Below are 12,811 nucleotides of genomic sequence, written 5' to 3'. Positions count from 1 at the left end.
GGCCGCCCCCTCGCGGGGCGGACGCCTACGCTACCGGGGTGAGCGCGGCGGCCACGCGGTTCATCAGGGGCGGGAAGTCGCGCATGACGCGGGCCAGCTCCTCCAGGTCGCCGTCCACGAGCGCCTGAGGGCCGTCGCAGAGGGCCTGCTCGGGACGCGGGTGGACGTCGATGATCACCCCGTCGGCCCCGACGGCGATCGCGGAGCGCGTCAGCGGGAGCACCAGGTCGCGGCGACCGCCGGAGTGCGATGGGTCGACGATGACCGGCAGGTGCGACAGCCGCTGGGCCACCGGCACGGCGGAGACGTCCAGGGTGTTGCGGGTGGCGGTCTCGAAGGTGCGGATGCCGCGCTCGCACAGCACGATGTCGAGGTTGCCGCGCTGGGCGATGTACTCGGCCGCCATGAGCCACTCCTCGATGGTGGCGTTCATGCCGCGCTTGAGCATGACCGGCTTGCCGACCGCCCCGACGGCCTGCAGCAGCGCGAAGTTCTGGGCATTGCGGGTGCCGACCTGGAGCATGTCGGCGTAGGAGGCGACCAGCTCGACGTCGTGGGCGTCCACGACCTCGGTGACGATGGGCAGGCCGGTCTCCTCGCGCACGTCGGCGAGGATCCGCAGGCCCGCCTCGCCGAGCCCCTGGAAGGCGTACGGGGACGTGCGGGGCTTGTACGCGCCGCCGCGCAGCAGGCTGGCCCCCGCCGCCCTGGCCATGCGCGCCGCCTCCAGCGTCTGCTGGTGCGTCTCGACCGCGCAGGGGCCGGCGATCAGGGTGACGGTGTCGGGCCCGATCGGCACCCCCGCCACCCGCACGGTCGATCTGTCGGGGTGGTTCTCCCGGCTCACCAGCTTGTAGGGCACCGACACGCGGATGACGTCGGCCACGCCGGGCATGCCTCCCAGGTTCAGGGTGCCGAACTGCGTTATGTCCCCGACGAGGCCGATGATCGTGCGGTTCACGCCACGGCTGACGAAGGCCTCGCCTCCCGCCGTGACGACCAGGTCGACGACGGCGTCGACTTCCCGTTGACCGGCTTCGGGAGACATGACGATGACCATGATGGTGCCCCTTCTCGATGAGAACCGCCTGGAGAACGACGAAGGCCCCGGGTCCTTTGGGACCCGGGGCCTTCGTCGACGTTTGCCTGTCAGCGCAGCATCCGACGGCGAACGGTCCGCTCCACGGGTCCGTCGCCATACCAAAACTCGAATACAGTACGCATCGCCAAAATCATAGCGCATGCCTCATCGGCCCAAATCGCGCACCCGGCGCCGGGAATCCGCGGGGTGCCGATGACACGCGGTCAAGAGCGCGGTGGCAGGATTGCTGCGTGCCGGATCCAACCGAGGAAACCCGACTGCCCCCCGGGCAGTACATCCCACGTGGCCGCCCGGTCATCCACTACGGCCGGGTTCCGCAGTTCCGGCCCGAGCGCTGGAACATGTCGGTGTTCGGGGCCACCGCCTCGGGCGAGGAGATCCGGTTCACCTGGCCCGAGTTCTCCGCCCTGCCCCGCGTGACCGTCGTCGCCGACTTCCACTGCGTCACCAAGTTCTCGATCATGGGGAACGAATGGGGCGGCGTGTCGGCCAAGACCCTGATGGAGGCGGCCCCTCCGGCGGCGGGGGTCAGCCACATCATGATCTGGGGGGAGTACGGCTACAGCGCCAACCTCCGCATCGACGACTTCGACCGCGATTCCACGATCTTCGCCATGGAGCTCGACGAGAAGCCGCTGACGTCCGAGCGCGGGTTTCCGGTCCGCGTCGTGGTCCCCCACCTCTACGCCTGGAAGAGCGTGAAATGGGTGCGTGCCGTGGAGTACCTGCTGGCCGACCGCCGGGGGTTCTGGGAGGAGCGCGGCTACCACAACCTGGGCGATCCGTGGCGTGAACAGCGTTATGCCTACCAGGAGGACCCCGGAGACGGTCCTTCGTAGGGTTCCGCAGAGTTCGGGCACGATCACATCAGGTGACCTATTACGGTTGCCCGCATGTTCCTTACCGGCTGGGCACTGTTATGCGTTCTGAGCGGTCTCGCGGGGTACGCCCTGGGCCGCCGCGGCGCCGACGCCGGGCACGACGACCAGGCCGACAACGCCACCTTCACCACTCTTCACCTCGCCGCGATGGCCGCGCCCTACCTCAGGGCCGGTCTCGCCCGCGACTCCGCCCGCAGGGCCGTACGCCACCTGCGCGCCCTTCTCGGCACCGAGGGCCTCGCCGTGACCACCACCGATCAGGTGCTGGCCTGGGACGGCGCCTGGGAGGCCCCGGGCGAGGCGCGCACCCGCGACCTGCTGGGCCACGTGCACGGCGTCCTGGCCGGCGGGAGGCCGCACCTGGTCGCGGGCGACGAGCTGTTCTGCGAGGCGGAGGACTGCGCCATCCGCAGCGGCGTCGTGGTGCCGCTCACCGTCGACGGGCGGGTCATCGGCTCCCTGGCCGCCTACGACTCCCAGGTGAGCGCGGCGCTCGTACGGGCGGCGACCGAGGTGGGGCAGTGGGCGTCGGGCCAGCTGGAGCTCGCCGAGCTGGACGCCACGCGGCGGCGGGCGCTGGACGCCGAGACACGGGCCCTGCGGGCGCAGATCTCGCCGCACTTCGTCTGCAACTCGCTGGCCACGATCGCCTCGTTCACCAGGACCGACCCCGACCGGGCCCGCGAGCTGCTGCTGGACTTCGCCGACTTCGCGCGGCACGCCCTGCGCCGCGCGGGCGACTTCACCACCCTGTCCGACGAGCTGACCTGCGTCGACCGCTACCTTCTGCTGGAGCGGGCGCGGTTCGGCGACAAGCTGCGCTTCGTCGTGGACGTCATGCGCGAGGTGCTGCCGGTGCCCGTGCCGTTCCTGTGCCTCCAGCCGCTCGTCGAGAACGCCATCACCCACGGCATACGCCGCGGCGGCGGGTCGGGCGAGGTGAGCGTGGTGGTCCGCGACGTGGGCAACGAGGTCCACATCACCGTCGAGGACGACGGCGCGGGCATGGACCCCGAGCGGATCAGGGAGATGCTCGACGGCGAGCCGCCGAGCGGCGACAGCGGGGGAATCGGCCTGGCGAACGTCGACGTGCGGCTGCGCCAGATCTACGGCCAGGAGTACGGGCTGGTCATCGACACCGCTCCCGGCGAGGGGACGACGGTCCGCATGCGCGTCCCGAAAATCCGACCAAGACACAACTAAACGGATTCAGACCATCACACAATGTTGAGATGGGGCTTGCCCGGGAGGTGCTCCGGGCGGCAGCGTTGTCCTCATGCTCCGTGTCCTGGCGGTTGACGATGAAGTGCACGCGCTGTCGGAGCTGGCCTACCTGCTCCGGCAGGACAACCGCGTCGAGCAGGTGCTCACGGCCTCAGACGGCGTCGCCGCGCTGCAGGACATGGTCGCCATGATCGGCGCCGGAGAGCGGCTCGACAGCGTGTTCCTCGACATACGCATGCCCGGTCTCGACGGCCTCGACCTGGCCAGGCTGATCGGCGCCTTCCCGAGCCCGCCGAAGCTGGTGTTCGTCACCGCGCACGACGACCGCGCGGTGCAGGCGTTCGAGCTGGAGGCCGTCGACTATCTGCTGAAGCCGCTCAGGCCCGACCGGGTCGCCGAGGCCGTCAGGCGCCTCGAATCGGCCACGTACGGCCCGTCGGCGGCCGAGGCCGCGATGGACGACGTGATCCCGGTCGAGCTGAGCGGGCGCACCAGCTTCGTCCCCCAGCACGCCGTCACCTACGCCGAGGCCAGCGGCGACTACGTGCGCCTGCACACCGCCGAGGGCACCCATCTGGTGCGCATGTCCCTGGCCGCACTGGAGCGCCGCTGGGGCTCATCGGGCTTCATCCGGATCCATCGCAGCACGCTCGTGTCGGCGCGTCACGTCACCGAGATGCGCTTCGACGAGGGCCGCATCGTGCTCCGCGTCGGCGCCACGACCCTGCCCGTGAGCCGGAGGCACACCCGCCGCGTCCGCGAGCAGCTCGTACGGCAGTCCCGCGCCGCCCTGCCGATGGGTGCAGACGCGCTCGCGGCCGGCGCCCTGCCGTTCGGCGCCCACCCGGTCGCACCGGGCCCGTGACCGTCTCCGCCGCGACCCGTGAGGACGTCCGCGTCTCCCCGGGTCCGTGACCGATTTTCCCGCGACCCGTGAGGACGTCCGCGTCCTCCGGGCCTGTGAGAAGGTCCGACGCGAGCCCCCGGTGTGCCGCTCGTCGGTGCGGAGGCGCCGCTCGTCGCGCCGGCACGTTCCGCATATCGCTGGCTACTGACCGCTTGGCGAGAGGCCGTCCAAGCGGGCCACATGACCCCGATGACCCACCGTAATGTCATCCGCGTCGAAGAGCCACACTGCGTAACCGGGGGGGACACCCGCCCCATGGGCCGGAAAGACCTTGGATACGCGGAACCGATGGCGATCGCCGGACTTCCGCGCCCACGCGCGCATCCGGCGGTCGCCAAAGGTCGCCGGGCCCTTACCGGGGGGTAGGGCCCGTCGGCCTCGGCGAGGCGGGGTGTTCGCCGGACGGCCGCGAGGCCCCACAGGTGATCCGGCCCAAAGGGGGGCGGCCGGATCCCCTGAGCGAGCACCCCGCCATCGCGGTACGGGTCCCCCGTGCGGCTCAGCCCCCGTCGCGGAGCTTCTTCAGCAGAGCGATGTCCTCGCGATGCTTCTCGGCCTTGCCGGGGGTCTCGATGCAGAGCGGGACCCCGGCCGCGACCGGGTGGCGCAGGAGCTCGGCGAAGGCGCCCACGCCGATGTGCCCGGCGCCGATGTTCTCGTGACGGTCCTTCTTGGACCCGCAGACGTCCTTGGAGTCGTTCACGTGGAGCAGCTTGAGCCGCCCCGGAGCGAGCGCGTGGAGGGCGTCGAGCATGAGCCCCATGCCTCCGGGGGCCGCCAGGTCGTGCCCGGCGGCGAAGGCGTGGCAGGTGTCCAGGCAGAGGTTCGCGCGCGGGTGGAACTCCAGCGCCGACAGGTAGGGCTCAAGGTCCTGGACGGTGGCGCAGAGCATCTGGCCCTGGCCCGCCATCGGCTCCAGCAGCAGGTCGGGACCGTCCTCCGGGATCTCGTCCAGGAGCGGCAGCAGGTGCTCGCGGAGCTGGCGCATCGCGGCGTCCCTCGGCTGGGTCACCGCCGAGCCGGTGTGCACGACGACCCCGCGCGCGCCGGTCTCGGCGCCCCGCCGGAGCGAGTGCCGGATGGTCAGGACGGACCGCTCCAGGGTGTCGGCGTTCGGGGAGCCCATGTTGACCAGATAGGGCGTGTGGATGAACATCGGGACGCCCGACTCGCGCAGCGCGGCGTCCTCGGCGGCCCTGCCCTCGGCGAGCGCCCAGCCGCGGGGGTTGGTCACGAAGACCTGGATGATCTCCGCTTCGATCTCGGCGGCGTAGCGCAGGCCGCCGGTGGCCAGACCGCCTGTGACCAGCGCGTGCCCGCCGATGAGTGAGGTTTCGGTCATGGTGATACCCAGCTTAGGGGAGGTCGCCGGATGTCCGGAAAGCCGTTTTCCGGGCTCGTGGCCGGACCACTTGGAGCATGACACGAAAAGTCGTGACGATGCGTTGGGCCACTTGGGAGCTCCCGCCGCTGGACCACGCCCGCCGGTGGCGGTCTACTTGCTGGCATGCCGAAAGTGACACCCGCTCGACGCGGCCTGGCAGGCTTCAACGCGCTCAGCCCTCCGGAGGCCGAGGAGGAGCTGCTGAGCTGCTGCGCCTCGCGCGCGTTCGCCCGCCGCGTCGCCGCCCTGCGCCCGTACGACGATCCCGGCGGGCTGGGCGACGCCGCCGAGGCGGCCGTCCTCGCGCTGGGCTGGGCGGACGTGCTGGAGGCGCTGAGCGCACACCCGCGGATCGGCGATCGCGCCGCCGGGGCGGGCCGGGAGTCCTCGTGGTCGCGCGAGGAGCAGTCCGGTACGGCGGGAGCCGATCGGCGGGTGCTCGCGGAGCTGGCCGCCCGCAACGCGGTGTACGAGCAGCGGTTCGGCCACGTCTACCTGATCTGCGCCACGGGCCTGTCGGCGGGGGAGATGCTCGACCGGCTCGCCGGCCGCCTGCTGAACGACGAGGAGGCCGAGCGGGCCGTCGTACGGGAGGAGCTCGCCAAGATCACGCGCCTGCGGGTGGCCAAACTCCTCGCGGAGGGCGAGGGCAGGGGCGAGGGCGGCGCATGACCAACTTGATCACCCCGTCCACCCCGTCCATGCGCGCGCGGGCCGGCCGCGCAGAGGAGGAGAGATGAGCCTTTCCACCCATGTGCTGGACTCCGGCAACGGCCGCCCGGCCGAGGGCATGGCCGTGAGCCTGTTCCAGGGGGACCGCCTGGCCGGCAAGGGCGTGACCGACCAGGACGGCCGCCTGCGCGACTGGCTGCCCGAGGGGGAGCCGGGCAAGGGCGTCCACCGCCTGGTCTTCGAGACCGGCGCCTACTTCGCCCGGTCGGGGGTGACGGCGTTCTACCCGGAGGTCGTCGTGACCTTCTTCGTGGACGACCCGGAGGCGCACTACCACGTGCCGTTGCTGCTGAGCCCGTTCGCCTACTCGACCTACCGAGGGAGCTAGCGATGACCGTCGTCCTCGGGCCCAACCGCTACGGCAAGGCGGAGACCCGCGTCGTCCGCGTCACCCGCGACGGCGAGGTCCACCACCTCAAGGACTGCAACGTCTCCATCTCGCTCTCCGGGGCGATGGAGGACGTGCACAGGAACGGCGGCAACGCCGCCGTGCTGCCCACCGACTCGCAGAAGAACACGGTCTACGCCTTCGCCAAGAAGCACGGCATCGGGCAGATCGAAGAGTTCGCCCTGCTGCTCGCCCGGCACTTCGTCGGCTCGCAGCCCACGATCCACCACGCCCGGGTGGCGGTGGAGGAGTACTCCTGGGAGCGCCGGGGGCCGCATTCCTTCCTGCGCTCGGCCGCCGAGACGCGCACGTGCGTGGTCCACCACGACCGCGACGGCACCTCCACGGTGGTGTCGGGGCTGCGCGATCTGGTGCTGCTGAACTCGACGGGCTCGGAGTTCCACGGGTTCATCGAGGACGAGTACACCACGCTGCCGCCGGCCACCGACCGCGTCCTCGCCACCGCCGTGACCGCGCGCTGGCGCCACACCGCGCCGCCCGCGCTCCCGGATCCCGCCGGCGCGTCCGAACTCGCCAATTCGTATGATTTCGGGAAATCGTACGATGAAGTGCGGAGATCCTTGCTGGAGGCGTTCGCCGACACCCACAGCCTGTCACTGCAGCAGACGCTCTTCTCCATGGGCGGCCGCGTGCTGGCCACGCGCGAGGAGGTCTGCGAGGTGCGGCTGGAGCTCCCGAACAAGCACCACTTCCTTGTCGATCTCACTCCTTTCGGCTTGGACAACGACAACGAGGTCTACTTCGCCGCCGATCGCCCGTACGGGCTGATCGAGGGCGCCGTGCTCCACGACGACGCGCCGGACGCCGGCCCGGCCTGGGACTAGGGGAGTACAGATGGAGTTCCTGCGACCCACCACCTGGGGCGAGGCGCTGGCCGCCAAGGCGGAACGGCCGGACGCGGTGCCCATCCAGGGCGGCACCGACGTCATGGTCGAGATCAACTTCGACGTGCGCCGCCCGGTGGCGCTGCTGGACCTGAACCAGGTCACCGACCTCGCCGGCTGGGAGCCCATGTCCGACGGGCGGCTCCGCGTCGGCGCCGGGGTGCCGTACGCGCGGATCATCTCCGAGCTGGGGGACCGGCTCCCCGGGCTGGCCCAGGCCTCCCGCACGGTCGGCTCCCCGCAGATCCGCAACCGGGGCTCGGTCGGCGGCAACCTCGGCGCCGCCTCCCCCGCGGGCGACAGCCACCCGCCCCTGCTCGCCGGCGACGCGGTGATCGAGGTCGAGTCCGCCGCGCGGGGCACGCGCATGATCCCGGCCGCCGAGTTCTACCTCGGGGTGAAGCGCAGCGCGCTGGAACCCGACGAGCTGATCCGCGCCTTCTGGATGGCGCCCGCCGAGGGCCCGCAGTACTTCTCCAAGGTCGGCACCCGCAACGCCATGGTCATCGCCGTGTGCTCCTTCGCGATAGCGCTGCACCCACAGGAGCGCCGCGCCCGTACCGGCGTGGGCTCGGCGGCCCCGACCCCGCGCCGGGCACTCGCCGCGGAGGAGTTCCTCGCGGCCGAGCTCGACTGGACCGGGTCCGGCCCCCTCGACGCCGCGCTGCTGGCGCGGTTCGGCGAGCTGGCGGCCCAGGCGGCCTCACCCATCGACGACGTCCGGGGCACCGCCGACTACCGGCGCCACGCGGTCGCGGTGATGGCCCGCCGCACGCTCACCTGGGCCTGGAACGACTATCGCGAGGAGGCGGCGGCATGCGCGTGAACTTCACCGTCAACGGCAGGCCCGAGGCGGTCGACGGCGTCTGGGAGGGCGAGAGCCTGCTCTACGTCCTGCGCGAGCGCGTCGGCCTGCCCGGCTCGAAGAACGCCTGCGAGCAGGGCGAATGCGGCTCCTGCACGGTCTACCTCGACGGCCTGCCGGTGTGCGCGTGCCTGGTCGCCGCAGGGCAGGCCGAGGGCCGCGAGGTGCGCACGGTCGAGGGGCTGGCGCAGGGGGACCGGCTCGACCCGATCCAGGAGGCCTTCGTCGAGTGCGGAGCCGTGCAGTGCGGGTTCTGCACGCCGGGCCTGCTCGTCCAGGCGCACGACCTGATCGAGCGCAACGCCGAGCCCAGCGACGCCGAGATCCGCGAGGCCCTGGCGGGCAACCTGTGCCGCTGCACCGGGTACGAGAAGATCCTCGACGCGGTGCGGCTCGCCGCCGCCAGGAAGGCCGGGGTGGCGTGACCGTGGGAACCCTCATCGAGAACGTCGCGATCGCCCCGGTGGTGGGGCCCGAGATCGGCCGCGGGTACATCCACGTCGAGGACGGCCGCATCGCCGCGCTCGGCGCGGGCCCGGCCCCCGACGTCCCCGGCGCCACGCGGATCGACGGCTCGGGCTGCCTGGCGACCCCCGGCCTGGTCAACACCCACCACCACCTGTACCAGTGGGCCTCCCAGGGAGTCGCCCAGGACGCCACGCTGTTCGAGTGGCTCACCGCTCTCTACCAGGTGTGGGCGGCCATGGACGCCGAGGTCGTGAAGGGCGCGGCCACCGCCGGGCTCGGCTGGCTCGCGCTGTCGGGCTGCACCACGACCACCGACCACCACTACATCTTCCCCAAGGGCCGGGGCGACCTGTTCGCCGCCGAGATCGAGGCGGCCCGCGACCTCGGGATCCGCTTCCATCCGTGCCGGGGGTCGATGGACCGGGGCGTCTCGCAGGGCGGCCTGCCCCCGGACGAGGTGGTCGAGGGGCTGGAGGAGATCCTCGCCGCCACCGCCGAGGCCGTCGACGCCTACCACGACCCCTCTTTCGGCTCGAAGCTCCGCGTCGCCGTGGCGCCGTGCTCGCCGTTCTCGGTCAGCGCCGACCTGATGACCGAGGCGGCGGCGCTGGCCCGCGACAAGGGCGTGCGCCTCCACACCCACCTGTGCGAGACGCGCGACGAGGAGGAGCACTGCCTGGCGCAGATGGGCTGCACCCCGGTCGACTACATGGAGAAGCTGGGCTGGCTCGGCCCCGACGTCTGGGTGGCCCACGCCGTCCACCTCCACGATCGCGACATCCGGCGCTTCGCCGAGACCGGCACCGGCTCCGCCCACTGCCCGAGCTCCAACGGCCGCCTCGGCGCGGGCATCGCCCGCGTGTCCGAGATGCTGCGGGGCGGTGCGATCGTCGGCCTCGGCGTCGACGGCAGCGCCTCCAGCGAGCTCACGCCCCTGGCGGGCGAGATGCGGCAGGCCCTGCTGTTCCAGCGCGCGAGGTACGGGCCGGCGGCGCTCACCGCCCGCCAGGCGCTGGAGATCGGCACCCTGGGCGGCGCCCGGTGCCTCGGCCGGCAGGACGAGATCGGCTCTCTGGAGCCGGGGAAGCTCGCCGACATCGTCCTGTGGCGGGTCGACGGCTTCGCGGCGGCCGTCGAGGACCCGGTCTGCGCGCTGGTCTTCGGCGCGACGCCGCCCGTGGCCCGCGTGCTGGTCGGCGGAGAGACCGTGGTGGAGGACGGCGAGCTGCGCACGGTGTCGCACGACGCCGCGGGACGGGCCGGCGTCGAGGCACACCGCCGCCTGACCCGGCTCGCCGCCGACAGGGGATTCAGCGTGAACAGGGAGGTCGGCGCTTGAGGCCGGGACCCGCACGCCGAGAGGCCCCTGGGTCGGGGCACGCCCACCAAGAGGCCCTCGCATGACGCCGGGGCACGCCCACCCGGAGGCCCGCGCGTGACGCCGGGGCACGTGCTGATCGCGCCGGACAAGTTCAAGGGCTCGCTCAGCGCCGTCGAGGTCGCCGGCCGGGTGGCGGCGGGCCTGCGCGCCGCCCGGCCGGACCTCACGGTCGTGACACTGCCGGTGGCCGACGGAGGGGACGGCACCGTGGAGGCCGCCGTCGCCTGCGGGTTCCACCGCGTCGAGGCCGTCGTCGCCGGCCCTACCGGTGAGCCCGTGAGCGCCGCCTACGGCTTCCTGGACGGCGTGGCGGTGGTCGAGCTCGCCGAGGCGTCCGGCCTGCACCGGCTCCCCGGCGGGCGGCTCGCGCCCCTCACGGCCGGGAGCGACGGCACCGGCGACCTGATCGCGGCGGCCCTGCGCCAGGGTCCCCGGGAGGTGGTGCTCGGCCTCGGCGGCAGCGCCTGCACCGACGGTGGCTCCGGCATGATGCGCGCGCTCGGCGTGCGCCTGCTCGACGCGCGGGGCCGCGACCTGCCGCCCGGGGGCGGGTCCCTGGCCGGCCTGCGCTCCCTTGACCTCTCGGGGTTCGCGCCGCCCGCCGGCACGACGTTCGTCGTCGCCAGCGACGTGGACAACCCGCTGCTCGGCCCCGAAGGCGCGGCCGCGGTCTACGGCCCGCAGAAGGGGGCGGGACCGGCCGATCTGCCGAGGCTGGAGGAGGGCCTGGCCCGCTGGGCCGACCTCGCCGAGCGCGACCTCGGCGTACGGGCGCGCGACACCCCGGGCGCGGGGGCGGCGGGCGGCGTCGGGTTCGCGGCCATGGCTTTCCTCGGCGCCGAGATCAGGCCGGGCATCCGCCTTCTGCTCGACCTGCTCGGCTTCTCCGCGCGGCTCTCCGGCGCGAGACTCGTGATCACGGGGGAGGGCTCGCTCGACGACCAGACCCTGCGCGGCAAGGCCCCGGCCGGGGTGGCGTCGGCGGCCGCCGAGGCGGGGGTGCCCGTGGTCGCCGTGTGCGGCCGGTGCGCGCTGACCGGCGAGCAGTTGCGCGCGGCGGGCATCCAGGCCGCCTTCGCGCTGACCGGCATCGAGGACGACGTGCGACGCTGCATGGCGGAGGCGGGCCCGCTCCTCACCCGGCTCTCCGCCACGCTGGCCGCCGAATGGCTCCCCCAGGCGCCCGCCCACGCCCATGACTGACACCCGGTTGGACGGAGGACTGTGAGCGATTTCGATCTGGTGGTGCGCTCCCGGCGGGCGGTGCTGCCCGATGGCGAGCGCCCCCTGGCCGTGGCCGTGCGGGACGGCGTGATCGCGGCGCTCCTGCCCTACGACGACCCGGCACCGGCGGCCGAGCGGGTGGACCTCGGCGAGGTGTGCCTGCTGCCCGGCCTGGTCGACACCCACGTCCACGTCAACGAGCCCGGCCGCACCGAGTGGGAGGGGTTCGCCACCGCCACCAGGGCGGCGGCGGCCGGAGGCGTGACGACGATCGTCGACATGCCGCTCAACTCGCTGCCGCCCACGGTGAACGCGGGCGCGCTCGCGGTCAAGCGGGCGGCGGCGGCCGGTCAGTGCGCCGTCGACGTGGGCTTCTGGGGCGGCGCGATCCCCGGGAACGCCGCCGAGCTGCGCGCGCTGCACGAGGCGGGCGTGTACGGCTTCAAGTGCTTCCTGTCGCCGTCCGGGGTGGAGGAGTTCCCGCCGCTGGACGCCGCGGGCCTGGGTACGGCCCTGCGCGAGGTGGCCGCGTTCGACGGGCTCATGGTGGTGCACGCGGAGGACCCCGCGCTGCTCACCGAGCCCCTCGGCCCGACATACCCGGAATTTCTCGACTCGCGGCCGGGGGAGTCGGAGCGCCGGGCCGTCGAGCGGGTCATCGCCGCCGCCCGCGAGACCGGCGCGCGCGTCCACATCCTGCACGTGTCCTCGGCCTCCTGCCTCGAACCGCTGGACGCCGCGCGGCGCGACGGGGTGCGGATCACCGCCGAGACCTGCCCCCACTACCTGACGCTCACCGCCGAGCAGGTGCGCGGCCCCGAGTACAAGTGCTGCCCCCCGATCAGGGACGGCGGCAACCGCGACGAACTGTGGAAGGGCCTCGCGGCGGGCGTGCTGAGCTGCGTCGTCTCCGACCACTCGCCGTCCACCCCCGACCTGAAGGTGCCCGACTTCGCCGCCGCCTGGGGAGGGATCTCCTCGCTGCAGATCGGCCTGCCCGCCGTGTGGACCGAGGCACGCTCGCGCGGGTACGGCCTGACGCGCGTCGCCGAGTGGATGTCCGCGCGTCCTGCGGAGCTGGCCGGCCTGACCGCCAAGGGCGGCATCGCCGTGGGCCTCGACGCCGACCTGGTGGCCTTCGACGACGCGGCCGGGTTCACCGTGAACGCCACAGACCTGCGCCACCGCAACCCGGTGACGCCCTACCACGGCCGCACGCTGACCGGAGTGGTGCGCACCACCTGGCTGCGCGGCCGGCCCGTGTCCGACACCGTCCCACCTTTTGGAGTGCTTCTTTGAACGACCTTCCGGCCGGCTGCCACCCGATCCCCGCGAGCACCGGCGGTGCCG

13 protein-coding genes are annotated in these 12,811 nt (G+C 72.9%); 11 read left to right on the top strand and 2 right to left on the bottom strand.

The features are described 5' to 3' along the window. Nucleotides 1–25: 25 nt before the first annotated feature. Nucleotides 26–1,060 carry a 3-deoxy-7-phosphoheptulonate synthase gene (aroF, locus tag ACGFIV_RS13510; protein ID WP_358559494.1) on the bottom strand — a complete coding sequence of 345 codons (1,035 nt, stop codon included), beginning with the start codon at nucleotides 1,058–1,060 and terminating at the stop codon, nucleotides 26–28. A 272-nt stretch (nucleotides 1,061–1,332) separates the two neighbouring features. Here aroF and ACGFIV_RS13505 point away from each other — a divergent pair, with 272 nt between their 5' ends. From ACGFIV_RS13505 to ACGFIV_RS13495, 3 genes are all read left to right on the top strand, one after another. Then, nucleotides 1,333–1,941: a molybdopterin-dependent oxidoreductase gene (locus ACGFIV_RS13505; protein WP_358559492.1), complete on the top strand. Its 609-nt coding sequence runs from the start codon at nucleotides 1,333–1,335 to the stop codon at nucleotides 1,939–1,941. Between the two features lie 54 nt (nucleotides 1,942–1,995). Next, complete coding sequence (locus ACGFIV_RS13500; protein WP_358559490.1) at nucleotides 1,996–3,186, top strand: histidine kinase; 1,191 nt, start codon at nucleotides 1,996–1,998, stop codon at nucleotides 3,184–3,186. 73 nt (nucleotides 3,187–3,259) lie between these two features. Continuing rightward, nucleotides 3,260–4,072 (top strand): LytTR family DNA-binding domain-containing protein, encoded by an 813-nt coding sequence (locus ACGFIV_RS13495; RefSeq protein WP_358559488.1) that lies wholly within the window; start codon nucleotides 3,260–3,262, stop codon nucleotides 4,070–4,072. Nucleotides 4,073–4,613: 541 nt separating this feature from the next. Here the strand turns inward: ACGFIV_RS13495 and ACGFIV_RS13490 are convergent. After that, the gene (locus ACGFIV_RS13490) at nucleotides 4,614–5,456 is read right to left on the bottom strand and encodes a deoxyribonuclease IV (RefSeq protein WP_358559486.1); all 843 of its coding nucleotides are present in this window, start codon (nucleotides 5,454–5,456) and stop codon (nucleotides 4,614–4,616) included. 165 nt (nucleotides 5,457–5,621) lie between these two features. Here ACGFIV_RS13490 and uraD point away from each other — a divergent pair, with 165 nt between their 5' ends. The 8 genes from uraD (at nucleotide 5,622) to allB (ending at nucleotide 12,760) form a co-directional block, all read left to right on the top strand. Beyond that, the gene (gene uraD, locus ACGFIV_RS13485) at nucleotides 5,622–6,170 is read left to right on the top strand and encodes a 2-oxo-4-hydroxy-4-carboxy-5-ureidoimidazoline decarboxylase (protein WP_392834668.1); all 549 of its coding nucleotides are present in this window, start codon (nucleotides 5,622–5,624) and stop codon (nucleotides 6,168–6,170) included. Nucleotides 6,171–6,234: 64 nt separating this feature from the next. After that, entirely contained in the window at nucleotides 6,235–6,558 is a 324-nt protein-coding gene (uraH, locus tag ACGFIV_RS13480) for a hydroxyisourate hydrolase (protein ID WP_358560425.1), read from the top strand. A 2-nt stretch (nucleotides 6,559–6,560) separates the two neighbouring features. Beyond that, complete coding sequence (gene pucL, locus ACGFIV_RS13475; protein WP_358560427.1) at nucleotides 6,561–7,463, top strand: factor-independent urate hydroxylase; 903 nt, start codon at nucleotides 6,561–6,563, stop codon at nucleotides 7,461–7,463. 10 nt (nucleotides 7,464–7,473) lie between these two features. Beyond that, entirely contained in the window at nucleotides 7,474–8,349 is an 876-nt protein-coding gene (locus ACGFIV_RS13470; RefSeq protein WP_358560429.1) for an FAD binding domain-containing protein, read from the top strand. Further along, the gene (locus tag ACGFIV_RS13465; RefSeq protein ID WP_358560431.1) at nucleotides 8,340–8,813 is read left to right on the top strand and encodes a (2Fe-2S)-binding protein; all 474 of its coding nucleotides are present in this window, start codon (nucleotides 8,340–8,342) and stop codon (nucleotides 8,811–8,813) included. The genes ACGFIV_RS13470 and ACGFIV_RS13465 overlap by 10 nt, the downstream gene beginning before the upstream one ends. A gap of 2 nt (nucleotides 8,814–8,815) precedes the next feature. After that, nucleotides 8,816–10,195, top strand: a complete 1,380-nt coding sequence (locus ACGFIV_RS13460; RefSeq protein ID WP_392834798.1) for an 8-oxoguanine deaminase — start codon at nucleotides 8,816–8,818, stop codon at nucleotides 10,193–10,195. Between the two features lie 96 nt (nucleotides 10,196–10,291). Next, nucleotides 10,292–11,440 carry a glycerate kinase gene (locus tag ACGFIV_RS13455; protein ID WP_358560433.1) on the top strand — a complete coding sequence of 383 codons (1,149 nt, stop codon included), beginning with the start codon at nucleotides 10,292–10,294 and terminating at the stop codon, nucleotides 11,438–11,440. A gap of 21 nt (nucleotides 11,441–11,461) precedes the next feature. Then, nucleotides 11,462–12,760 carry an allantoinase AllB gene (gene allB / locus ACGFIV_RS13450; RefSeq protein ID WP_358560434.1) on the top strand — a complete coding sequence of 433 codons (1,299 nt, stop codon included), beginning with the start codon at nucleotides 11,462–11,464 and terminating at the stop codon, nucleotides 12,758–12,760. Nucleotides 12,761–12,811: the final 51 nt, after the last annotated feature.

The organism is Sphaerisporangium sp. NPDC049003 (assembly GCF_043197795.1).
In the GTDB taxonomy this organism is placed as follows: Bacteria; Actinomycetota; Actinomycetes; order Streptosporangiales; family Streptosporangiaceae; genus Sphaerisporangium.
The sequence above is the reverse complement of the archived record's forward strand: the minus strand, read 5'-3'. Positions and strand labels throughout refer to the sequence as shown.